This window comes from Streptomyces sp. NBC_00704 (assembly GCF_036226605.1).
Lineage (GTDB): Bacteria > Actinomycetota > Actinomycetes > Streptomycetales > Streptomycetaceae > Streptomyces.
This window is the reverse complement of the sequence record NZ_CP109000.1, coordinates 4,795,801-4,815,318: the sequence shown is the minus strand read 5'-3', so window position 1 is coordinate 4,815,318 and position 19,518 is coordinate 4,795,801. Positions and strand designations below refer to the sequence as shown.

Annotated in this window: 22 protein-coding genes and 4 tRNA genes; 8 read left to right on the top strand and 18 right to left on the bottom strand. The window is 71.0% G+C overall.

What is annotated here, in order from left to right; genetic code table 11:
- Positions 1-161 precede the first annotated feature (161 nt).
- The 7 genes from OG802_RS21110 to OG802_RS21080 form a co-directional block, all read right to left on the bottom strand.
- Positions 162-986, bottom strand: coding sequence for a hypothetical protein (locus OG802_RS21110; RefSeq protein WP_329412683.1), 825 nt, complete (start codon positions 984-986; stop codon positions 162-164).
- 103 nt (positions 987-1,089) lie between these two features.
- Positions 1,090-2,043 carry a hypothetical protein gene (locus OG802_RS21105; RefSeq protein WP_329412681.1) on the bottom strand — a complete coding sequence of 318 codons (954 nt, stop codon included), beginning with the start codon at positions 2,041-2,043 and terminating at the stop codon, positions 1,090-1,092.
- Positions 2,044-2,203: 160 nt separating this feature from the next.
- Complete coding sequence (gene rplA, locus OG802_RS21100) at positions 2,204-2,929, bottom strand: 50S ribosomal protein L1 (protein WP_329412680.1); 726 nt, start codon at positions 2,927-2,929, stop codon at positions 2,204-2,206.
- An 81-nt stretch (positions 2,930-3,010) separates the two neighbouring features.
- Complete coding sequence (gene rplK / locus OG802_RS21095) at positions 3,011-3,445, bottom strand: 50S ribosomal protein L11 (protein ID WP_020132675.1); 435 nt, start codon at positions 3,443-3,445, stop codon at positions 3,011-3,013.
- A 170-nt stretch (positions 3,446-3,615) separates the two neighbouring features.
- Positions 3,616-4,485: a transcription termination/antitermination protein NusG gene (gene nusG, locus OG802_RS21090; protein ID WP_329412679.1), complete on the bottom strand. Its 870-nt coding sequence runs from the start codon at positions 4,483-4,485 to the stop codon at positions 3,616-3,618.
- Positions 4,486-4,565: 80 nt separating this feature from the next.
- Entirely contained in the window at positions 4,566-4,853 is a 288-nt protein-coding gene (gene secE / locus OG802_RS21085) for a preprotein translocase subunit SecE (RefSeq protein WP_256918771.1), read from the bottom strand.
- Positions 4,854-4,967: 114 nt separating this feature from the next.
- Positions 4,968-5,040 (bottom strand) — tRNA-Trp (locus OG802_RS21080).
- 259 nt (positions 5,041-5,299) lie between these two features.
- On the opposite strand from OG802_RS21080, the gene OG802_RS21075 reads away from it, so the two are divergent.
- Both OG802_RS21075 and OG802_RS21070 read left to right on the top strand, forming a co-directional pair.
- Positions 5,300-6,526, top strand: a complete 1,227-nt coding sequence (locus OG802_RS21075) for a pyridoxal phosphate-dependent aminotransferase (protein WP_329412673.1) — start codon at positions 5,300-5,302, stop codon at positions 6,524-6,526.
- Positions 6,527-6,660: 134 nt separating this feature from the next.
- A complete protein-coding gene (locus tag OG802_RS21070) occupies positions 6,661-7,710 on the top strand; it encodes an adenosine deaminase (RefSeq protein WP_329412671.1) in 1,050 nt (349 codons plus the stop codon).
- A 163-nt stretch (positions 7,711-7,873) separates the two neighbouring features.
- Here the strand turns inward: OG802_RS21070 and OG802_RS21065 are convergent, their stop codons facing one another.
- Positions 7,874-8,464, bottom strand: a complete 591-nt coding sequence (locus OG802_RS21065) for a TetR/AcrR family transcriptional regulator (RefSeq protein WP_329412669.1) — start codon at positions 8,462-8,464, stop codon at positions 7,874-7,876.
- Positions 8,465-8,563: 99 nt separating this feature from the next.
- Here OG802_RS21065 and OG802_RS21060 point away from each other — a divergent pair, with 99 nt between their 5' ends.
- Positions 8,564-9,196, top strand: a complete 633-nt coding sequence (locus OG802_RS21060) for an NAD(P)-dependent oxidoreductase (RefSeq protein WP_329412667.1) — start codon at positions 8,564-8,566, stop codon at positions 9,194-9,196.
- 85 nt (positions 9,197-9,281) lie between these two features.
- On the opposite strand, the gene OG802_RS21055 is transcribed toward OG802_RS21060, so the two are convergent.
- From OG802_RS21055 to OG802_RS21030, 6 genes are all read right to left on the bottom strand, one after another.
- Positions 9,282-10,337: a UDP-N-acetylmuramate dehydrogenase gene (locus OG802_RS21055; RefSeq protein ID WP_329412666.1), complete on the bottom strand. Its 1,056-nt coding sequence runs from the start codon at positions 10,335-10,337 to the stop codon at positions 9,282-9,284.
- A 242-nt stretch (positions 10,338-10,579) separates the two neighbouring features.
- Positions 10,580-11,008 (bottom strand): MaoC family dehydratase, encoded by a 429-nt coding sequence (locus OG802_RS21050; RefSeq protein ID WP_329412664.1) that lies wholly within the window; start codon positions 11,006-11,008, stop codon positions 10,580-10,582.
- Positions 11,009-11,015: 7 nt separating this feature from the next.
- A complete protein-coding gene (locus OG802_RS21045; RefSeq protein WP_256910515.1) occupies positions 11,016-11,507 on the bottom strand; it encodes an FAS1-like dehydratase domain-containing protein in 492 nt (163 codons plus the stop codon).
- Positions 11,508-11,649: 142 nt separating this feature from the next.
- Complete coding sequence (rpmG, locus tag OG802_RS21040) at positions 11,650-11,814, bottom strand: 50S ribosomal protein L33 (RefSeq protein ID WP_018834916.1); 165 nt, start codon at positions 11,812-11,814, stop codon at positions 11,650-11,652.
- Positions 11,815-11,902: 88 nt separating this feature from the next.
- Positions 11,903-11,975: transfer RNA gene (locus OG802_RS21035), tRNA-Met, on the bottom strand.
- A 46-nt stretch (positions 11,976-12,021) separates the two neighbouring features.
- Positions 12,022-12,094 (bottom strand) — tRNA-Thr (locus tag OG802_RS21030).
- Between the two features lie 279 nt (positions 12,095-12,373).
- Between OG802_RS21030 and OG802_RS21025 the strand changes: the two genes are divergently transcribed.
- Positions 12,374-13,690: an amidohydrolase family protein gene (locus OG802_RS21025; protein ID WP_329412659.1), complete on the top strand. Its 1,317-nt coding sequence runs from the start codon at positions 12,374-12,376 to the stop codon at positions 13,688-13,690.
- Positions 13,691-14,128: 438 nt separating this feature from the next.
- Positions 14,129-14,785: an SDR family oxidoreductase gene (locus OG802_RS21020; RefSeq protein WP_329412657.1), complete on the top strand. Its 657-nt coding sequence runs from the start codon at positions 14,129-14,131 to the stop codon at positions 14,783-14,785.
- A 41-nt stretch (positions 14,786-14,826) separates the two neighbouring features.
- Here the strand turns inward: OG802_RS21020 and OG802_RS21015 are convergent, their stop codons facing one another.
- Positions 14,827-15,048: a hypothetical protein gene (locus OG802_RS21015; protein ID WP_329412656.1), complete on the bottom strand. Its 222-nt coding sequence runs from the start codon at positions 15,046-15,048 to the stop codon at positions 14,827-14,829.
- 97 nt (positions 15,049-15,145) lie between these two features.
- Between OG802_RS21015 and OG802_RS21010 the strand changes: the two genes are divergently transcribed.
- The gene (locus OG802_RS21010) at positions 15,146-15,424 is read left to right on the top strand and encodes a hypothetical protein (RefSeq protein ID WP_329412654.1); all 279 of its coding nucleotides are present in this window, start codon (positions 15,146-15,148) and stop codon (positions 15,422-15,424) included.
- Between the two features lie 133 nt (positions 15,425-15,557).
- Here the strand turns inward: OG802_RS21010 and OG802_RS21005 are convergent.
- Positions 15,558-15,639, bottom strand: a tRNA-Tyr gene (locus tag OG802_RS21005).
- Positions 15,640-15,863: 224 nt separating this feature from the next.
- Here OG802_RS21005 and OG802_RS21000 point away from each other — a divergent pair.
- The gene (locus OG802_RS21000; RefSeq protein ID WP_069770430.1) at positions 15,864-16,352 is read left to right on the top strand and encodes a YajQ family cyclic di-GMP-binding protein; all 489 of its coding nucleotides are present in this window, start codon (positions 15,864-15,866) and stop codon (positions 16,350-16,352) included.
- A 149-nt stretch (positions 16,353-16,501) separates the two neighbouring features.
- Here OG802_RS21000 and OG802_RS20995 read toward each other — a convergent pair whose 3' ends face one another.
- Positions 16,502-16,768 carry a GlsB/YeaQ/YmgE family stress response membrane protein gene (locus OG802_RS20995; RefSeq protein WP_329412652.1) on the bottom strand — a complete coding sequence of 89 codons (267 nt, stop codon included), beginning with the start codon at positions 16,766-16,768 and terminating at the stop codon, positions 16,502-16,504.
- A 319-nt stretch (positions 16,769-17,087) separates the two neighbouring features.
- Here OG802_RS20995 and OG802_RS20990 point away from each other — a divergent pair, with 319 nt between their 5' ends.
- A complete protein-coding gene (locus OG802_RS20990; protein WP_329412651.1) occupies positions 17,088-18,335 on the top strand; it encodes an APC family permease in 1,248 nt (415 codons plus the stop codon).
- A 440-nt stretch (positions 18,336-18,775) separates the two neighbouring features.
- Here OG802_RS20990 and OG802_RS20985 read toward each other — a convergent pair whose 3' ends face one another.
- Positions 18,776-19,348, bottom strand: coding sequence for an SMI1/KNR4 family protein (locus tag OG802_RS20985; protein ID WP_329412649.1), 573 nt, complete (start codon positions 19,346-19,348; stop codon positions 18,776-18,778).
- Between the last annotated feature and the right edge of the window lie 170 nt (positions 19,349-19,518).

The following is a 19,518-nucleotide window of genomic DNA, read 5'->3' as shown; positions in this document are numbered from 1 at the left end:
GAGCACATCCACTGACACCTGCGCGGGTCGTCCGCATTGCAGCGGATCCTTCGGCCACCGCCCCCTCTTGCGAGAGCACGGCAACGACCAGCGGTCTTTGGCTTCTCGTGGAGAGTACGTGAACCGGTCGCCGTCAAGCAAATCCGCCCGTACGGACCACCTCAGCGGCCGGCCTTCCGCAGCTCCCCGGCCAGGTCGACGGTGTCCGAGGCGGGCGGGGCCTGCACGGTCACGGGCTTGCCGTAGTCGCTGAAGGTGAGGGTGAGGTCGAGCTGTCCGTGCCGCCCGAAGCCCTGCATGCGCAGCTGCCGGGTCCGGTCCTGGGCGTCGGCCCACAGGTCCATGGTGAGTTCGTCGACGCCCAGCTTCTCGTACTGGGCGAGGCTCTTCTCGGTGCGCTGCCGCACGCGCGTCGCGTCGTCCTTGTAGGAGGCGCGGATGGCGTCGACGGTGGCGGTGCCCGTGTAGTGGGTGGTGCTGACGCCGCTTACGGCCTCGACGCCGGCCTTCTTCAGGTCGTCGGCCGCGGCGAGGAACCCGCTCTCGTGGGAGGGGTTGTCGCGCGCCAGGGCCGCCATCGTGCCCATGCCGGCCGCGGCGCCGCCCGAGGCGCCGGAGCGGCCCGGCGCGCCGAACCTGACCCAGTGCCTGCCGCCCTGGCCGGCTTCGTCGCTGCCGACGTACAGCACCCCGCCGACCAGCCGGAACTCTCCGGTGCCGCGGTCGGGCCCGCTGAGCACGGTGGACTTCAGCCTCATCGCCGGCGGCTTGACGCCGATCGCCGCCTCGCCCTCGATGCGGCCCTCCTCCGGCGTCCGGCCGGCCATCCGGTAGCGCAGGGAGACCGGTTCCTCGGCCTTGCGGGCCACCCGGGCGACGGCCGCCGAGGCGGCCGTGTCGCCCCCGCCGCCGTCGGAACCGCCGACCGCCGCGCATCCGGTCACGAGCAGTGCGGACAGCCCGAGGGCACCCACGGAAGACCTCATGCAAATTCCCCCCAGAAAAGGCGAGCGCCCGTGCAGGGAACACACGGTCGCGTCGCGGCAAGACCGTGAAGGTATCCCAGGGGGCCGGTGGAGGGCCGGTGAATTACGAGCCGGTCCCCGCTCCCTGCTTGCGGACCAACTCGGTGAAGTCGGCGGTGTCGTCCGCCGGGGGGACCTTCGCCGCGACCTCGGTGCCGTAGTCGCTGTAGTAGGCGGTCTGGGTGTAGCCGCCCTGCGCGGTCTGGCCCCGCTCCACCTTCTTGACCAGCAGGTCGTGGTCGTCGATCCAGATGTCGACCGTCTCGGTGGTGACGCCGGCCTGTTCCAGGGTCTTCTTCAGGTCGTCGAGCTGGGCGCGGGTGAGGCTGGAGTTCTGCCGGGCCAGGTCGGCCACCTCGACCGTCCCCGCGTAGTGCCGGGTGTGCCGGCCCCGCACCGTGGCCGTGCCGACCTGGCGCACGTCCCCCGAGGCCAGCAGCAGCTTGACCGACTGGTTGGGGGTGGTGTGGGTCATCTGGTCCTTCAGATACGCGCCGGAGCTGCCGCCGAGGCGCTCCAGGTCGTCGTAGGCGTACCTGATCCAGTGTCTGCCGCCGGTCTGCCGTGCGAAGGCGTCGCTCATCCGCGCGTAGTAGGCGTCGGGGAGGTAGCGGGCCTGCGTCGACGTGCTGCCGAGCTGGCGCATCGTGTCGGCGACGGTGCCGCCGGTGTACGTGATGGTGAGGGCGCCGGTCAGACCGTGGCCCCAGCCGAGGGCTCCGTCGGCCGTGATCGACATCAGCGAGCCGATGGTCGTGCTGGACTCGACCTTCGCCGAGTCGGCGCCGTCGGTGGACTTCTCGGCGGTGAGCAGGGCCGCGACGGGGCTCAGCCGCGGGCTGCCCTCCCCGTCCTCGCCGGAGCCGGCGGAGCCCCCCGACGCCGCTCCCCCGCTCCCCGCGGTTCCTCCGGAACCCCCTGAGCCCCCCGATCCTCCCGAGCCGCAGGCCGTCACTCCCGCGAGCAGCGTCACGGCAACGATCGACAGCCCCGCCCGGCGCACGGTCGTCCGCTTCATTCGCCCACCCCCCGATTCCCGTCACTGCACGCTAACCCACGGCACTGACAGCCGTACGGGAAAGCGTCGTACGGCGAAGAGCGCCGTACGGGAAAAGGGACGAGCCCCGCACCTCGGAAGGTTGCGGGGCTCGTCGCCGACTGGGGGTGAGCTGTCAGGCTCAGACCGCGGCCGGGTCCTCCTCGACGAGGAGGTTGCGGGTGCGGTTCGGGTCGACCTGGATGCCGGGGCCGATCGTGGTGCTGATCGCGGCCTTCTTGATGTAGCGACCCTTGGCGGCGGACGGCTTCAGACGGAGGATCTCCTCCAGCGCCGCGCCGTAGTTCTCCACCAGCTTCTCGTCGTCGAAGGACGACTTGCCGATGATGAAGTGCAGGTTCGAGTGCTTGTCGACGCGGAACTCGATCTTGCCGCCCTTGATCTCGGTGACGGCCTTGGCCACGTCGGGGGTGACGGTGCCGGTCTTCGGGTTCGGCATCAGACCACGCGGACCGAGCACGCGGCCGAGGCGGCCGACCTTGCCCATGAGGTCCGGGGTGGCGACGACGGCGTCGAAGTCCAGACGGCCCTTCGCGACCTCGTCGATCAGTTCGTCGGAGCCGACGATGTCGGCGCCCGCGGCCTCTGCGGCCGCAGCACGGTCACCGGTCGCGAAGACCAGGACCCGGGCGGTCTTGCCGGTGCCGTGCGGCAGGTTCACGGTGCCACGGACCATCTGGTCGGCCTTGCGCGGGTCGACACCCAGGCGGAAGGCGACCTCGACGGTGCCGTCGAACTTGCTCGTGGAGGTCTCCTTGGCGAGACGGACGGCCTCGAGCGGGGCGTAGAGCTTGTCCCGGTCGATCTTGGCGTCCGCAGCGCGGAGAGACTTGCTGCGCTTGCTCACTACTGCTCCTGGTGATTCTGAGGAGTCGTGGTCCGGGCCGAGCAGGCCCTTCCACACTTCTGCTGGTACGGGTGGGTGAGGTCAGCCCTCGACCGTGATGCCCATGGAACGGGCGGTGCCGGCGATGATCTTCGACGCGGCGTCCAGGTCGTTGGCGTTCAGGTCGGGGAGCTTGGTCGTGGCGATCTCACGGACCTGCGCCTCGGTGATCTTGGCGACCTTGGTCTTGTGCGGCTCGCCCGAGCCCTTCTCGACACCCGCGGCCTTGAGGATCATCTTCGCGGCCGGCGGCGTCTTGGTGATGAAGGTGAAGGAGCGGTCCTCGTAGACCGTGATCTCCACCGGGATCACCCAGCCACGCTGCGACTCGGTCGCGGCGTTGTAGGCCTTGCAGAACTCCATGATGTTGACGCCGTGCTGGCCGAGCGCGGGGCCGACCGGCGGCGCGGGGTTGGCCGCACCGGCGTTGATCTGGAGCTTGATGAGCCCCGTGACCTTCTTCTTCTTGGGAGGCATTGCTCTCTCCGGGTCCTAGTGAGAGTTTTTCAGCCGTCCGGTCCGGATGATCCGGATGGAGGCATACCGCACAACGATAACGGGTATCCATGCGCGGCCAAAAACCGAGCAGGTCAGGCGAGCTGTGACAGCCCGCCTGACCTGTTCGGAGGCGTGGGTTCCAGAAGGAGCTAGTTCTTCTGGATCTGGTCGAAGCTCAGCTCGACCGGGGTCTCGCGGCCGAAGATCTCGACGAGACCCTTGACCTTCTTCGAGTCCGCGTTGATCTCGTTGATCGTCGCCTGCAACGTGGCGAACGGACCGTCGGTGACGGTGACCGAGTCGCCCACCTCGAAGTCCAGCACCTGGACCTCGACCTTGCGGGACGGAGCCGGCTTGCCCTCGGCCTCGGCGGCCTCACGGGCGGCCTTCTCCTCGGCCTCCGGGGCGAGCATCTTGACGATCTCGTCCAGGGTCAGCGGGTACGGGTCGTAGGCGTTGCCCACGAAGCCGGTCACGCCGGGGGTGTTGCGGACGACGCCCCAGGACTCGTTCGTCAGGTCCATGCGCACCAGCACGTAGCCGGGGAGCTTGTTCTGACGGATGGTCTTGCGCTCGCCGTTCTTGATCTGCGCGACCTCTTCCTGCGGCACCTCGGCCTGGAAGATGAAGTCCTCGACGTTCAGCGAGACGGCGCGCTGCTCCAGGTTGGTCTTCACACGGTTCTCGTAGCCGGCGTAGGTGTGGATGACGTACCACTCGCCGGGGAGGGTGCGCAGCTCCTCGCGCAGGGCGACGACGGGGTCGACGGGCTCGGCCGGCTCCTCCTCCTCGGCCGCCTCGTCGAGAGGGGCCTCGTCGGCGTCCTCGTCCTCGGCGGTCTCGGTGGCGTCGGCGCTCTCGGCGTCCTCGTCCTCGACGTGGAGTGCGGCTTCCTCGGCGGGCTCGCCCGCTTCGGCTTCGGCAGCCTCGAACTCGTCCAGGTCCTCGTCCGCGCCCTCGACGATGTCGAGCTCGTCGTCCACGGACTCGACGTCCTCGTTCAGGTTCTGGTCAGACACGGTGGCTGCTTCTTCCTGGATACATAGGGGTGGAACATGCGAAAGGGGCGCCGGATACCTCGGCGCCCTTCGCTCTTGGATCAGCCGAAGACGTACTTGGCGGCGTGGCTGAGTCCATAGTCAATCACGGTCACCAGGCCGATCATGATGACGACGAACACGATCACCACGGTGGTGTACGTCGTCAGCTGGTTGCGCGTCGGCCATACGACCTTGCGCAGCTCCGCGATGATCTGGCGGTAGAAGGTCGCGAGCCGCTTCAGAGGGCCCTTCTTGGCCCGCTTGCCGCCCTTGCGCGCCTTCTTCTTCGCCTCAGGCGCCTCGTCCTGGGCATCAGGCGTGTCGATGGAGCCCACGGCATCCGCCATTCGTCCTCACCTGTTCCCGGGTCGTGGCCGTGCCGCGCCCGGTGTGAGCCGCACGGCGAGTGCATTGCTGTACGTACATGCGCTGCGCACACATCCTGGTGACGGAGTGTGTAGCAGGGCCGGAGGGACTTGAACCCCCAACCGCTGGTTTTGGAGACCAGTGCTCTACCAATTGAGCTACGACCCTTTGTGTGTCCCCCAACGTACCGCATCCGACCGGGTGCTCGGTGTGCACCTGGGAGGCGCGGCTGTCGAAGGCCAACGACGTGTGAGTGTACGTGGTCTTGAGCGCCTCGTCGAACGTAAAGGGCCGCCGGTGGCCTCCCCGGCGGAAGATCGCCCAGCAGGGCAACCGGATCCGGACGGATGTTCAGGCCTGTGCCCGTACATGCTCAGTACGTGAAACCCGTGTGCCCGGGGGGTTTCCGGTCTGAAACCATGGGGCCATGAGCGCTGCAACCCCTCCCACCGAGCGCCGGGTCTCCGCCCGAGTCGGCGCGATCTCCGAGTCCGCCACCCTCGCCGTGGACGCCAAGGCCAAGGCCCTGAAGGCCGCAGGGCGGCCGGTGATCGGCTTCGGCGCCGGTGAACCCGACTTCCCGACCCCGGACTACATCGTCGACGCGGCCGTCGAGGCCTGCAAGAACCCGAAGTACCACCGGTACACGCCGGCCGGCGGTCTGCCCGAGCTGAAGGCCGCCATCGCCGCCAAGACGCTGCGCGACTCCGGCTACGAGGTCGACCCCGCGCAGATCCTCGTCACCAACGGCGGCAAGCAGGCCATCTACGAGGCCTTCGCCGCCGTCCTCGACCCGGGCGACGAGGTCATCGTCCCGGCGCCCTACTGGACGACGTACCCGGAGTCGATCCGGCTGGCCGGCGGCGTCCCCGTGGAGGTCGTGGCCGACGAGACCACCGGCTACCGGGTCTCGGTCGAGCAGCTGGAGGCGGCGCGCACCGAGCGGACGAAGGTCGTCCTCTTCGTCTCCCCGTCGAACCCGACCGGCGCCGTCTACAGCGCCGAGGACGCCGAGGCCATCGGCCGCTGGGCCGTCGAGCACGGCCTGTGGGTGATGACGGACGAGATCTACGAGCACCTCGTCTACGGCGACGCCACGTTCACCTCGCTCCCGGTGGTCGTCCCCGAGCTGCGCGACAAGTGCATCGTCGTCAACGGCGTCGCCAAGACGTATGCGATGACCGGCTGGCGGGTGGGCTGGATCATCGGCCCGAAGGACGTCGTCAAGGCCGCGACGAACCTGCAGTCGCACGCCACCTCGAACGTCTCCAACGTGGCGCAGATCGCCGCGCTGGCCGCCGTCTCCGGCGACCTGTCGGCCGTGGAGAAGATGCGTGAGGCGTTCGACCGGCGCCGTAAGACGATCGTGCGCATGCTCAACGAGATCGACGGCGTGCTCTGCCCGGAGCCCGAGGGCGCGTTCTACGCCTACCCGTCGGTGAAGGCGCTGCTCGGCAAGGAGATCCGCGGCAGGCGCCCGCAGGACACGGTCGAGCTGGCCGCGCTCATCCTGGAGGAGGCCGAGGTCGCGGTGGTGCCCGGCGAGGCGTTCGGCACCCCGGGGTACCTGCGCCTGTCGTACGCGCTGGGCGACGAGGACCTCGTCGAGGGCGTGAGCCGCGTCCAGAAGCTGCTGGCGGAGGCCAGGGACTGACCCTCTTCCCAGCCTGCTCACATGAGTGGTCGCGGGCCGTCTTCCCCGGGAGGCGGCCCGCTGCTGTGTGCGAGCAAGACCACGTTCGGGGAATCGGCTATCCGGAGGACGCCCGCGTGCGGCAGGATTCCTGAATGGAGCGCGTACGTGATGTCTCTGAACTGCCGAAGGCCCATCTGCACCTGCACTTCACCGGCTCGATGCGGCCCGCCACCGTGCTGGAACTGGCCGACAAGCACGGCGTGCGCCTGCCGGAGGCGCTGACCGAGGCGCTGACGAGCGGGGAGCCGCCGAAGCTGCGCGCCACCGACGAGCGCGGCTGGTTCCGCTTCCAGCGCCTGTACGACGCCGCCCGTTCCTGTCTGCGCGAGCCCGAGGACATACAGCGTCTGGTGCGCGAGGCCGCGGAGGAGGACCTCAGGGACGGCTCGGGCTGGCTGGAGATCCAGGTCGACCCGACGTCGTACGCGCCCCGGCTGGGCGGGCTGATCCCGGCGCTGGAGATCATCCTCGACGCGGTGGAGACGACCTCGCGCGAGACCGGGCTCGGGATGCGGGTGCTGGTCGCGGCGAACCGCATGAAGCACCCGCTGGACGCCCGCACCCTGGCCCGGCTGGCGGTGCGCTACGCCGACCGCGGGGTGATCGGCTTCGGGCTGTCGAACGACGAACGCCGGGGCCTGGCACGGGACTTCGACCGGGCCTTCGCGATCGCCCGCGACGGCGGGCTGCTGTCCGCCCCGCACGGCGGCGAGCTGACCGGGCCGATGTCCGTCCGCGACTGTCTCGACGACCTGCACGCCGACCGCCTGGGACACGGGGTGCGCGCGGCCGAGGACCCCCGGCTGCTGAAGCGGCTGGCCGAACGGGGCGTGACCTGCGAGGTCTGCCCCGCGTCGAACGTGGCCCTCGGGGTGTACGAGAAGCCCGAGGACGTACCGCTGCGCACCCTGTTCGACGCCGGGGTCCCGATGGCCCTCGGCGCCGACGACCCCCTGCTGTTCGGTTCGCGGCTCGCGGCCCAGTACGACATCGCCCGTGAGCACCACGCCTTCACGGACGAGGAGCTGGCCGAACTGGCCCGCCAGTCGGTACGGGGTTCGGCGGCCCCGGAGGACGTCCGGCAGAAGCTCCTGGCAGGTGTCGACGACTGGCTGGCGGCTGGACTGACGGCTGACGGCTGACGGCTACCTGAGCGGCGGCCGGCTCAGCCGGACCGACCAGGGGGGTCTTTCGGTCGGGCGAGCTGCGCAGGCGGTCCGGTCGAGCGGGCTGAGTGGTCGGTCGGTCGGGCGGCGCCCCGGTCCTGCGTTCCTGCGCCTGCGCGATCGGCCGGGTGCCGGGCCGTCAGGCGGCGACGGCGGCCAGGAGGGTGCGCGCGAGGCGGGCGGCGAAGCCCTCCGCTTCCGGGCGCTCCCCCGTCACGTCGTAGGCGAACGCGCGCTGCGCGCAGGCGCCCAGCAGCAGCGAGGCCGCGGCGAACGTGTCCGCGTCCTCCCGTACCCGGCCCGCCGTCTGTTCGGCGCGCAGGTAGGCTGCGAGCTGCTCGATCGGCACGTGCGGCCCCGCGCCCAGCTTCCGCAGGGCCTCGTCGTGCCGTCGCTTGAGCTGCGTCTCGGCGTACAGGGACGCCGCGATCGGGAAGCTCTCCTCGTAGAACAGGGCGGCCTGACGGGCGATCTCGGTGAGGTTGCCTTCCAGCGTGCCGCGTCCCGGCTCGTCGATCAGGCTGCTGAGCAGCGGGTTCAGTCGGGGCAGCCGTTCCGCGAGGACCCGGGTGAACAGCTCCTCCTTGCTCGCGAAGTACTTGTAGAGCGCGGCCTCGGAGCAGTCGGCCGCCTTGGCGATCTCCTTGGTGGTGGCGCGGGCCAGCCCGACGGTGAGCATCAGCTCGTGCGCGGCGTCGAGGATGCGGACGCGAGCCGGTCGTCGCTCCATCGGTTCCCCCTCTTGACGGGTGAGTGAATGCTTACCCACTCTAGAGGAGACAGGGGTGAGTGAACACTCACCCACCGGATGTGGAGCAGGGGGCACACCATGAGGTTCACCGTCTTCGGCGCTACCGGGGGCATCGGCCGGGAGGTCGTCCGCCAGGCCCTGGACGCGGGCCACGAGGTCACCGCCGTGGTGCGGGATCCCGCGGGACTGGGCGTCACCGGCGAACGGCTGGAGGTGGTCCGCGCCGACCTGACCGCCGCGGGCCCGCTGCGCGCCGCGGTGACCGGCCGCGACGCGGTCCTGTCCGGCCTCGGCGCACGCCGGCGCAAGGACGCCGGCGTCGCCGCACGGCTCACCCGCACCGTGCTGACGGCCCTGGAGGCGGAGGGCGTGCGCCGGCTGCTCGTGGTGAGCGCCGCCCCGGTCGGCCCGCCCGCCGAGGGCGACGGCGCCCTGGACCGCACGATGCGCTCGCTCGTCTCGGCGGCCCTGAAGGACGTGTACGCCGACCTGCGGGAGATGGAGGCCGAGCTGGCGCGCAGCGCCACGGACTGGACGGCCGTGCGCCCGCCGCGGCTTCAGAACAAGCCGCTCACCTGCTCCTATCGGACGTCCGTGGGCGGCTTCCCGCCCAGGGGCCGCTTCATCGGCCGCGCCGACGTGGCCCACGCGATGCTGACCATGGTGACGGACGCGGGAACCGTGAAGCAGGGCGTGGGGGTGGCCTATTAGATCCGGGACCGACCGACGGCGGGCGGCCGGGGCCCAGGCCTGACGTGGCGCAGGACCGGGGCGGGGTGGGGCGGGGCCGGGCGCCCTACAGCTCGACGCCCACCATCACCGGCTCGTTGACCAGTGTGACGCCGAAGGCCTCACGCACCCCGGCGACCACCTCGCGGGCCAGTTCCAGCAGGTCGTCCGCGGTGGCCGTGCCCCGGTTGGTGAGGGCGAGGGTGTGCTTGGTGGAGATGCGGGCGGGCCCGTCGCCGTACCCCTTGGTGAAGCCCGCCTTGTCGATCAGCCAGGCCGCGGACGTCTTGGTGTGTCCCGGTCCGGCCGGGTAGGCGGGCGGTTCCACGGCCTCGCCGAGCCGCTCCCGCACGCGCGCGTGGAACGCGGCGAAGTCGGCGTCGGCGAGGATCGGGTTGGTGAAGAACGAACCGGCCGACCAGGTGTCGTGGTCCTCCGCGTCCAGGACCATGCCCTTCCCGGCGCGCAGCTTCAGCACGGTCTCGCGGGCGTCGGCCAGCGGAACGCGGCCCCCGGGCTCGACGCCCAGCGCCCGTGCCGTCTCGGCGTACTTCAGGGGCGCCGACAGCCCGCCCGCGTCCTCCAGCTCGAACCGGACGCGCAGCACGACGTACCGCTCGGGGTCGGACTTGAAGCGGCTGTGCCGGTAGGAGAAGGCGCACTCCTCACCGGCGAGCGCGACCGTCTCGCCCGCACGGCGGTCGTAGGCGACGACTTCGGTGATCGTCGAGGAGACTTCCTGGCCGTACGCCCCGACGTTCTGGATCGGGGTGGCTCCCGCCGAACCGGGGATGCCGGCCAGGCACTCGACGCCGGCGAGCCCGGCCTCCACGGTGCGGGCGACGGCGTCGGTCCACACCTCCCCGGCGGCCAGTTCGAGCCGCGTCCCGACGAGCTCGTACCCGCGCGTGGCGATGCGCAGCACGGTGCCCGGGAAGCCCTTGTCGCCGATGACGAGGTTGGATCCGCCGCCGACGATCAGCAGCGGGGTGCCGTCGGCGTCGGCCTCGCGCACGGCGGCGATCACCTCGGCGTCGGTCGTCGCGGTCACCAGCCTGGCGGCGGGACCGCCCAGCCGGAAGGTGGTCAGCGGGGCGAGGGGGGCGTCACGGAGTTCCTGCACGCGCCCAGCCTACGAGACGGGACCGACACCGGTCCGGCCAGGCGTCCGCCCGCCGGACCGGCCACGGGGAACGCGTAAGGGGCGTCCTCCATGGAGAACGCCCCTTACCGTCACCGCACAAGCCTGCCGCCCGCTCCGCACCGCCGACGGCCTACGGCCAACGCCCTGCCGCCTACCGCGTACGTCTCGCCACGGCTACCGGCTGTCGGCTGTCGGCTGTCGGCTGTCGGCTGTCGGCAGCCTCAGGCCAGTCGTACGACGGCGCGGGACATCCCGAGGACCTTGAGGCCGCCGCTGGTCACCGTCAGGTCGACCCGCACGGTGTGGTCGTCGAGCTTGGCGGCGACCTTGCCGCTCACCTCGATGACCGCGCCCTGGTCGTCGTTCGGGACGACGACGGGCTTGGTGAAGCGGACGCCGTAGTCCACGAGCGCGCCCGGGTCGCCGGTCCAGTCGGTGACGACGCGGATCGCCTCGGCCATGGTGAACATGCCGTGCGCGATGACGTCCGGCAGGCCCACCTCCTTGGCGAACTTCTCGTTCCAGTGGATCGGGTTGAAGTCCCCGGAGGCCCCCGCGTACTGCACGAGCGTGGCGCGGTTCACAGGGAAGGATCGGGCGGGCAGCTCGGTGCCGACCTCGACGTCGTCGTAAGCGATCTTCGCCGTCATCGTTTCCTCACGCCTTCCCGTCGGTCCGCGCCGGGGCTTCCGCGGATTCCGCGGGCTCGGCCGCGCGGGCGACGAGCTTGGTCCAGGCGGTCACGACGTGCTCGCCGGCCTCGTCGTGCACCTCGCCGCGGATGTCCAGGATGTCGTTGCCCGCCATGGACTTGACGGCCTCGATGGTCGAGGTGACCGTGAGCCGGTCACCGGCGCGCACCGGGCGCCGGTAGGCGAACTTCTGGTCCCCGTGCACCACGCGGCTGTAGTCGAGGCCCAGCTGGGGGTCCTGGACGACCTGCCCCGCCGCCTTGAACGTGATCGAGAACACGAACGTCGGCGGCGCGATCACATCCGGGTGCCCGAGTGCCTTGGCGGCGTCCGGGTCGGTGTACGCCGGGTGGGCGTCCCCCACGGCTTCGGCGAACTCGCGGATCTTCTCCCGGCCGACCTCATAGGGATCGGTGGGCGGGTAGGTCCGCCCGACGAAGGACTGGTCGAGTGCCATGGGCCTCGGCACCTCCTGATTTGCTCCGCGCCGCCAGGTACCGGGTACGGGTAACTGCGTCGCTCTACTGACCGGTATGAGTCGCTCAACGACACGAGGCCGCCCCCGATCACTCGGGGACGGCCTCGCATACGAGCCTTATTTATCGCGTTTCGCGGTGCGCGGTGTGCGCGTTGCAACGCGGGCAGTGCTTCTTCATCTCCATTCGATCCGGGTTGTTACGCCGGTTCTTCTTGGTGATGTAGTTCCGCTCCTTGCACTCCACGCAGGCCAGCGTGATCTTCGGGCGGACGTCGGTGGCAGCCACAGGAGTGCTCCTTGACGAACGGATGGGACGATTAACGCATACGAGAGTAGCCGATCGAAGGACCGACCCCACAATCGGCTACTGTCAGTAGCGGTGACCGGACTTGAACCGGTGACACAGCGATTATGAGCCGCTTGCTCTACCGACTGAGCTACACCGCTTTGATGGGATCGGGCCCCGCCTCGCGACGGGAACCTCACCCACCAGAGCCCCAATACGGAATCGAACCGTAGACCTTCTCCTTACCATGGAGACGCTCTACCGACTGAGCTATTGGGGCGAGCGATGAAGACATTACACGGTCCGCAGCCGTTCGCCCAAATCCGTTCTTCGGGCCCCTCGGGGACCGCTCGCAGGCCCGTCTGCCGAGGTCCCGGCGGCCTCCCCGGCCCCTCCCGCCCAGCGGGCCACACCGGTACGACTATTGCGCTCCTCCCCGTGCGCGCCGAACCGCCGTCCTAGGCTCGACTCACTCTGCGTGATCACGCGTCCCTGCGCGACGCCTGCGTCCTCAGCGTGCGCTGCGCCACCGGCGCAGTCCCCGAGCCCCTGGAGCGCGATGCCCGACAGCCAGCCGCAGCCGCCCCACTCCTGGTCGTCGTCCTCGGGCTCCTCCGGTTCCTTCGGCCCCTCCGGCCCCGCCGGCGACTCCGCCGGCTCGACCGACCCGACGGCCCTGCTGCTGTGCGGGGCCCGCCTGACCGACGGCCGAACCGTGGACGTCCGGCTGGGCCGCGGGCGCATCGAGGCGGTCGGCACGGCGGGCAGCCTGACGGCCGGCCAAGGCCGCTCCGACACACCCGCCGGCGCCCGCGTGGACCTCGGCGGCTACCTGCTGCTCCCGGCCCCGGCCGAACCGCACGCACACGCCGACACCGCGCTCACCGCCGACTCCGACGGTCCCGTCTCCCACGCCCCGCCGGACGTCCAGCGTCGCGCCACGGAAGCGGTGTTGGTACAACTGGGCCACGGCGCGACGGCCCTGCGCGCCCACGTCCACGTCGGCGACGTCCAGGGACTCGGCGCGCTGGCCGCCGTACTGCGCGCCCGGCGCTCGCTGCGCGGACTCGCGGAACTGACGACGGTGGCGATGCCCCGCGTGCTGACCGGCGTGGCCGGAGCCGACGGACTCGCCATGCTGCGCGACGCGGTGAAGATGGGCGCCTCGGCGGTGGGCGGCTGCCCGGACCTGGACCCCGACCCCACCGGCTACGTGGAGGCCGTGCTCGAAGTCGCCGCCGAGCACGGCTGCCCCGTCGACCTGCACACCGACGCCGCCGACCCCGCCCGTCTGGCCCGCCTCGCCGCGATGGCCGGCGGTCTGCGCCCCGGCGTCGCCCTCAGCCCCTGCGGCGGCCTCGACCGCCTCCCCGCCGACGCGGCCGGCCGCACCGCCGACCAACTCGCCGCCGCCGGTGTGACGGTGGTCTGCCTCCCCCAGGGCGGCTGCGCGGGCGTCGACCGGCGGGGCACGGCGCCCGTACGGCTGTTGCGCGCGGCCGGGGTGCGGGTGGCGGCCGGCAGCGGGGCGCTGCGCGACGTCGGCAACCCGGTCGGCCGCGGCGATCCCCTGGAGGCGGCCTACCTCCTGTCCTCCTGTCACGGCCTGCGCCCCGAGGACGCCTACGACGCCGTGAGCACGTCCGCGCGCGCCGCACTGGGCCTGCCCGAGGTACGCGTCGAGGCCGGCTTCCCGGCCGACCTCCTGGCCGTCCGCGGCGACCGGCTGGCGGGCGCCCTGTCACTGGCGTACAGCAGGATCGTCATCCACCAGGGCCGCGTGGTCGCCCGCACGAGCGCGGTCCGCGAGTACTGCGACTCCGCGGCCTCCTCGGAATCGGGCCTGCCGAGACAGGGGCGCGGGCACCTCTCATGACCCGATCTCATGACCCGAACCGCCCGCGCCGCGAGGCCCGCTGACCGCGCGTCGCGGGAACCGGTACCGGCCCAGCAACCCATCACTGATCGCGTCCATGACTGATCGCGTCCATGGCTGATCACTCCATGGCTGATCGCTCCATGGCTGATCGGGTCATCGCTGATCGGGGCCCGCGTGCGCATCGGCGGTACGCATCGCCCGTGCGCATTCCCGGAGCCGTACCCGATACGGTCCGGGTACGGGTACGGGTACGGGTACGGGTCGGTACTGGCCCGTGGTCCGTGGGACGGGTTGCGGAGCCGCAGGTCGCGGGTCGCGAGGGGGGTGGTTCGCGGGGGGGCGTGGCTCGCGGGTGGGTCGTTGACGGGGGATGCTGATCCATTCCCGGGCCGGACCATGCGGCGGACGCGGCTCGCCGGGCGTACGGTCGAAAGCATGCGCATTGTCATCGCTGGTGGTCATGGTCAGATCGCGCTGCGGCTGGAGCGTCTGCTCGCCGCGCGTGGGGACGAGGTCGCGGGCATCATCCGCAAGGCGGAACAGAGCGACGATCTGAGGGCGGCCGGCGCCGAACCTGTCGTCCTGGACCTGGAGTCGGCGTCCGTCGAGGAGGTCGCCGAGCAGTTGCGGGGCGCGGACGCGGCCGTGTTCGCGGCGGGCGCGGGCCCGGGCAGCGGGGTGAACCGCAAGGACACCGTGGACAAGGGTGCCGCGGTGCTGTTCGCGGACGCCGCGGTGCGGGCGGGTGTGCGCCGCTTCCTGGTCGTGTCGTCCATGGGCGCGGACGCCGGCCACCAGGGCGACGAGATCTTCGACGTCTACCTGCGCGCCAAGGGCGAGGCGGACGCGTACGTGCAGGGCCTGCCGTCCCTCGACTGGACGATCCTGCGCCCCGGCGCGCTCACGGACGACGCCGGCACCGGCCTGGTCCGTCTGGAGGCCCGTACGGGTCGCGGGCCCGTCCCCCGCGACGACGTGGCCGCCGTCCTGGCGGAACTCCTCGACACCCCGGCGACGTCCGGTCTCGTCCTCGAGCTGATCAGCGGCTCCGCCCCCGTGGCGGTGGCGGTGAAGGCCGTGGCGGGCAACTGAGGCAGCGGTGCGGGCAGGTACTACCGGTACCGAAAAAAGCACTAGAAGAGGGGCAGCTGGCCCGGGAACTCCGGCACCACGTAGCCGTCCAAGGACGGCTGCGCGGCTCCCAGTTGCGCCGTGCCGCGCGAGCCGGGGCAGGAGACCAGACCCCGGCTCTCCCGCGCCCCCGGCGGGTCGTGCCGGGCGAACCGTCCGGCGACGACGGCGATCTCGCGACGGCACTCCGGACAGGTACGGCGACGGCTGGACGCGCTGGGCATGGGGCCAGTCTGCCCCAGTGGGCCACGCGGGTGCCCCTGGCGGGACGCGCCCCGCTCACCGCGCGGAACCGCGCCGGCCTCCCTAGCATCCGTACACGTGGCACATACCTTCGAGGAACTCGTGCAGAAGCAACGCGCGGCCGACGAGGCACACGCGAGAGTCGAAGAGCTGCGGGACGCCTACGGCGCGCCCACGGCCACTCCCTGGTCGGAGATCCAGACCGACACCTACGAGACCGCATGGCGCGCCTGGCGGGACCTGGCCCGCGACGTCCAGGCCACGGTGACCGAGTACGCCAAGGACGAGAACAGACCGCGCAACGACGTGGAGGCGGAGGTGAAGAGGGCGGCGAAGGCCCCCTCCGAGGAAAGGTGAGGCCCGCGTTCCCGTTTCCCGACCCACCCACCGTCTCCCTGCGCCCCCAGCATCCGGCACACACGAGAAGACCGCACGAAAAAACCCCTCCGCGCTGCGTTTCCGCAGTTCGGAGGGGTTCCTTCTCTCAGCGTGGCGGCGCCAGGATTCGAACCTGGGAAGGCTGAGCCGGCAGATTTACAGTCTGCTCCCTTTGGCCGCTCGGGCACACCGCCGGGGTCGCTGCCCATTCGAACCGCTTTTCGGCGGTGCTCCCTGGCAACGACGTAAACGATACCTGATGTGCAGGGGTGCTTCGCCACCTGATTCCTCGCCGCCCGGAGGGGGCGAGGTGGCTAGGCTTGTGCGGATGCGGCCCGGGACCACGCCGGGCTCGGCGGTCGCCCCGCGTGCGCCGATTCGCACCCGATACACACCCTGATACAAGGAGCCACAGGACATGGCCGACTCCAGTTTCGACATCGTCTCGAAGGTCGAGCGGCAGGAGGTCGACAACGCCCTCAACCAGGCCGCCAAGGAGATCTCGCAGCGCTACGACTTCAAGGGCGTGGGCGCCTCGATCTCGTGGTCCGGTGAGAAGATCCTCATGGAGGCGAACTCCGAGGACCGGGTGAACGCCGTCCTCGACGTCTTCCAGTCCAAGCTCATCAAGCGCGGGATCTCGCTGAAGGCGCTGGACGCGGGCGAGCCCCAGCTCTCCGGCAAGGAGTACAAGCTCTTCGCGGAGATCAAGGAGGGCATCTCCCAGGACAACGCGAAGAAGGTCGCGAAGCTCATCCGCGACGAGGGCCCCAAGGGCGTTAAGGCCCAGGTCCAGGGCGAGGAACTGCGGGTCAGCTCCAAGAGCCGCGACGACCTGCAGACCGTCATCGCGCTGCTCAAGGGGCAGGACTTCGACTTCGCCCTGCAGTTCGTGAACTACCGGTAGTCCGACCCTGAGCACCGGCAGTACGGCGGCCCTACCGGTAGCCCGGCGCGGGGAGCTACTGCTTGTGCTTGTCCGACGTGCGCTGCCGACCGTCAGACGGGTGTGCGCCTGCTGGGTGCCCACCCGTCTGACGGCGCCTCCGGCCGCGCTCAGTCACGCGAGTTGCCGAACAGCAGGCGGTAGACGATCAGAAGCACGAGCGAACCGCCGATGGCCGCGGCCCAGGTCGCGCCGTCGTAGAAGTCCTTGCTGACGGGGTGGTCCAGCCACCGGGCCGATATCCAGCCGCCGATGAACGCGCCGGCGACGCCGATGAGGGTGGTGCCGATCAAGCCGCCCGGGTCGCGCCCCGGCAGCAGCACCTTGGCGATGATTCCGGCCAACAGCCCCAGGATGATCCAGCTGACGATGCTCATGCCCTGAACCTGCCCTTCCGTGCTGTGCCCGCGCTGTCCGGGCCCTGTGATCTCGCTCGTTCATCGAGGCGGGCCGCGCTTGGCAGCCGCCACGTGTGTCATCAGCAGCAACGTCGCCGTTTCGCCGTCGTCGCCGGTCGACCGCATCGCCGGTGTCGGCACCTGTGTCGGCACCGACACCGACATCTGCATCGGCGGCTGTGGGCGGCTTCGGCGTCGCGCGGGGTTCGCGCCGTGTTCCCGCCGTGTTCCCGTCGTGTTCCTGGGGACGACGTCATGACGTCGTCCAGCGATTCCGTGGATCAGTAGGGTGCGGCGCATGACACAGCCAGGACCGGCCCCCGAGCTGCGGCGGACGCTGGGCGTCGGCGACGCCGTCGTCCTGGGCCTGGGCTCGATGATCGGCGCCGGGGTGTTCGCCGCCCTCGCTCCCGCGGCGCACGCGGCGGGCTCCGGGCTGCTGATCGGACTCGCGCTCGCCGCGCTGGTCGCCTACTGCAACGCCATGTCGTCCGCGCGTCTGGCCGCCCTGTATCCGGCCTCCGGCGGCACGTACGTGTACGGACGCGAGCGGCTCGGGGGCTTCTGGGGTTACCTGGCCGGCTGGTCGTTCGTGGTCGGGAAGACGGCCTCCTGTGCGGCGATGGCGCTGACGGTCGGGGCGTACGTCTGGCCGAGGCAGGAGCACGCGGTCGCCGTGGCGGCCGTGGTGGCGTTGACGGCCGTGAACTACCGCGGCATCCAGAAGTCGGCCTGGTTGACGAGGGTGATCGTGGCGGTGGTCCTGGTGGTCCTCGCTTCCGTTGTGGTGGTGTGCCTGGGATCGGGCGCGTCCGAGGCCGAGCGGCTGGAGGTCGGCCTCTCCGGGGGTTCCGGCGGGGCGCTTCAGGCCGCCGCTCTGCTCTTCTTCGCGTTCGCCGGCTACGCGCGCATCGCGACGCTCGGCGAGGAGGTGCGGGACCCGGAACGCACCATTCCGCGTGCGATTCCCTTGGCCCTGGGCATCGCCCTGCTCGTGTACGCGTGTGTGGCGGTGGCCGTCCTCTCCGTCTCGGGCGCCACCGCACTCGGGCAGGCGAGCGCGCCACTGGCCGATGCGGTCCGGGCGGCGGGGGCGCCCGGCCTGGTACCCGTGGTGCGCGTCGGTGCCGTCGTGGCCGCGCTGGGCTCTCTGCTCGCCCTCATCCTGGGCGTCTCGCGCACCACTCTGGCCATGGCCCGGGACGGCCATCTGCCCCATGTCCTGGCCGTCGTTCATCCGCGCTTCCAGGTGCCGCACCGGGCCGAGCTGGCCGTGGGCGTGACGGTCGCGGTGCTGGCCGCCACGGTGGACGTGCGAGGCGCGATCGGGTTCTCCTCCTTCGGTGTACTGGTCTACTACGCCGTGGCCAACGCATCGGCCTGGACGCTCGATTCGGCCCCTGTGAAGCGGGCTCTGCCCACACTCGGACTTCTGGGCTGTCTGGTCCTCGCCTTCGCACTGCCTGTGGTGTCGGTGGCAGCGGGGGCGGGGGTCCTCGCGGTGGGTGTGGTCGCGTACGGAGTACGTCGACGGCTGAACGTCTGACCAGCTGACCAGCTGACCAGCTGACCAGCGACCGTCAGGCCGACCGACCGGGCGGCCACCTGGCCAACGGCCGCATGACCGGAAACCCAGGCGGGCGGGTGGGCGGACAGGCGACCGAGCAGGCAGGCGAGAGAGAGGGCAACCAGGCGGTCAGGCGGCCAGGCGGCCAGGCGGCCAGGCGGCCAGGCGGCCAGGCGGCCAGGCGGCCAGGCGGCCAGGCGGCCAGGCGGCCAGGCGGTCAGGCGGTCAGGCGGTCAGGCGGTCAGGCGGTCAGGCGGTCAGGCGGTCAGGCGACGGGATCGTGCATCGGAGCGCGACGGTCGAACGGTCCTGGCGGTCACCGCGTAACGCCGGGCGACGACCGAACGATGCAGGGCCGGCGCGTCCGGCTGCCTAAGACGGCTCCGGCTCATGCTCGGGCGCGGCGTGGTCGACGCGGCTCACGCGGTCGGCGTCGGTCCTGTCGCCGCGCGTATGCGGAACTGGGTCCACGGAGTCAGGCTCAGGTCCTCGTCCATGACGTCGTACCAGCCCGTGCCGTCGAGCCATGCTTGCAACCACTCGGTGAGGCTTGGAGCGTCGACGAACCACGCCTGGTCGGGGTCGCCGGGGTTCGGCTCGAAGAGCAGGACGCTCGCCTCCGGGGAGCGGCAGTCCACGCAGGCGTACATGGCGCAGCCCCAGTGGGATATCGGCAGGACGCCTTCGGGCCATGGCCAGTCGGGATCCTGTCGCCCGCTCTCGCGGTTGGCGAGGTACTGGCTCACGGCGGCGGGTTCGCCGGACGGGGTGCTGTCCAGCAGAGGCAGCAGGCCGTACTCAGGGCCGAAGCCGCCGTCTCCTATGTGCAGGTAGAGATCGGCGAGCAGTGCGGGCAAGGGGAAGCCGAGGGCGGCCTCGGCCTGGGCGACGGTGGCCTCGCCCACGGGCTCGGGAAGGGACGGCCGCCCCCATGGGCGGACGGTGGCCGCCTTGGCCGCCACCCTTTCCAGCAACTGCGCGTTCCGGGTCATGTGTTCATGATGCAAGCCGCCACTGACAACCGCCCCGGCCTGTGGACGACCGGCCGGTTGTGGACAACTCAGCCCCCCGGACGCGGCGGGACATCACCCACTCCCCTGGCCGGTGGCGTCCCGTTCTCCCGGCGCCGAGGCCGTGGCCTTTCCCGGTCGGTGCCGCTGCC

Excerpts from the sequence above, each read along its gene's own strand:
- OG802_RS21110 (WP_329412683.1), bottom strand. The coding sequence starts at position 986 with ATGAGGTCTTCCGTGGGTGCCCTCGGGCTGTCCGCACTGCTCGTGACC.
- OG802_RS21105 (WP_329412681.1), bottom strand. The coding sequence starts at position 2,043 with ATGAAGCGGACGACCGTGCGCCGGGCGGGGCTGTCGATCGTTGCCGTG.
- rplK (WP_020132675.1), bottom strand. The coding sequence starts at position 3,445 with ATGCCTCCCAAGAAGAAGAAGGTCACGGGGCTCATCAAGCTCCAGATC.
- secE (WP_256918771.1), bottom strand. The coding sequence starts at position 4,853 with ATGGCGGATGCCGTGGGCTCCATCGACACGCCTGATGCCCAGGACGAG.
- OG802_RS21075 (WP_329412673.1), top strand. The coding sequence starts at position 5,300 with ATGAGCGCTGCAACCCCTCCCACCGAGCGCCGGGTCTCCGCCCGAGTC.
- OG802_RS21070 (WP_329412671.1), top strand. The coding sequence starts at position 6,661 with ATGGAGCGCGTACGTGATGTCTCTGAACTGCCGAAGGCCCATCTGCAC.
- OG802_RS21065 (WP_329412669.1), bottom strand. The coding sequence starts at position 8,464 with ATGGAGCGACGACCGGCTCGCGTCCGCATCCTCGACGCCGCGCACGAG.
- OG802_RS21060 (WP_329412667.1), top strand. The coding sequence starts at position 8,564 with ATGAGGTTCACCGTCTTCGGCGCTACCGGGGGCATCGGCCGGGAGGTC.
- OG802_RS21050 (WP_329412664.1), bottom strand. The coding sequence starts at position 11,008 with ATGACGGCGAAGATCGCTTACGACGACGTCGAGGTCGGCACCGAGCTG.
- OG802_RS21045 (WP_256910515.1), bottom strand. The coding sequence starts at position 11,507 with ATGGCACTCGACCAGTCCTTCGTCGGGCGGACCTACCCGCCCACCGAT.
- OG802_RS21025 (WP_329412659.1), top strand. The coding sequence starts at position 12,374 with ATGCCCGACAGCCAGCCGCAGCCGCCCCACTCCTGGTCGTCGTCCTCG.
- OG802_RS21020 (WP_329412657.1), top strand. The coding sequence starts at position 14,129 with ATGCGCATTGTCATCGCTGGTGGTCATGGTCAGATCGCGCTGCGGCTG.
- OG802_RS21015 (WP_329412656.1), bottom strand. The coding sequence starts at position 15,048 with ATGCCCAGCGCGTCCAGCCGTCGCCGTACCTGTCCGGAGTGCCGTCGC.
- OG802_RS21000 (WP_069770430.1), top strand. The coding sequence starts at position 15,864 with ATGGCCGACTCCAGTTTCGACATCGTCTCGAAGGTCGAGCGGCAGGAG.
- OG802_RS20995 (WP_329412652.1), bottom strand. The coding sequence starts at position 16,768 with ATGAGCATCGTCAGCTGGATCATCCTGGGGCTGTTGGCCGGAATCATC.
- OG802_RS20990 (WP_329412651.1), top strand. The coding sequence starts at position 17,088 with ATGACACAGCCAGGACCGGCCCCCGAGCTGCGGCGGACGCTGGGCGTC.
- OG802_RS20985 (WP_329412649.1), bottom strand. The coding sequence starts at position 19,348 with ATGACCCGGAACGCGCAGTTGCTGGAAAGGGTGGCGGCCAAGGCGGCC.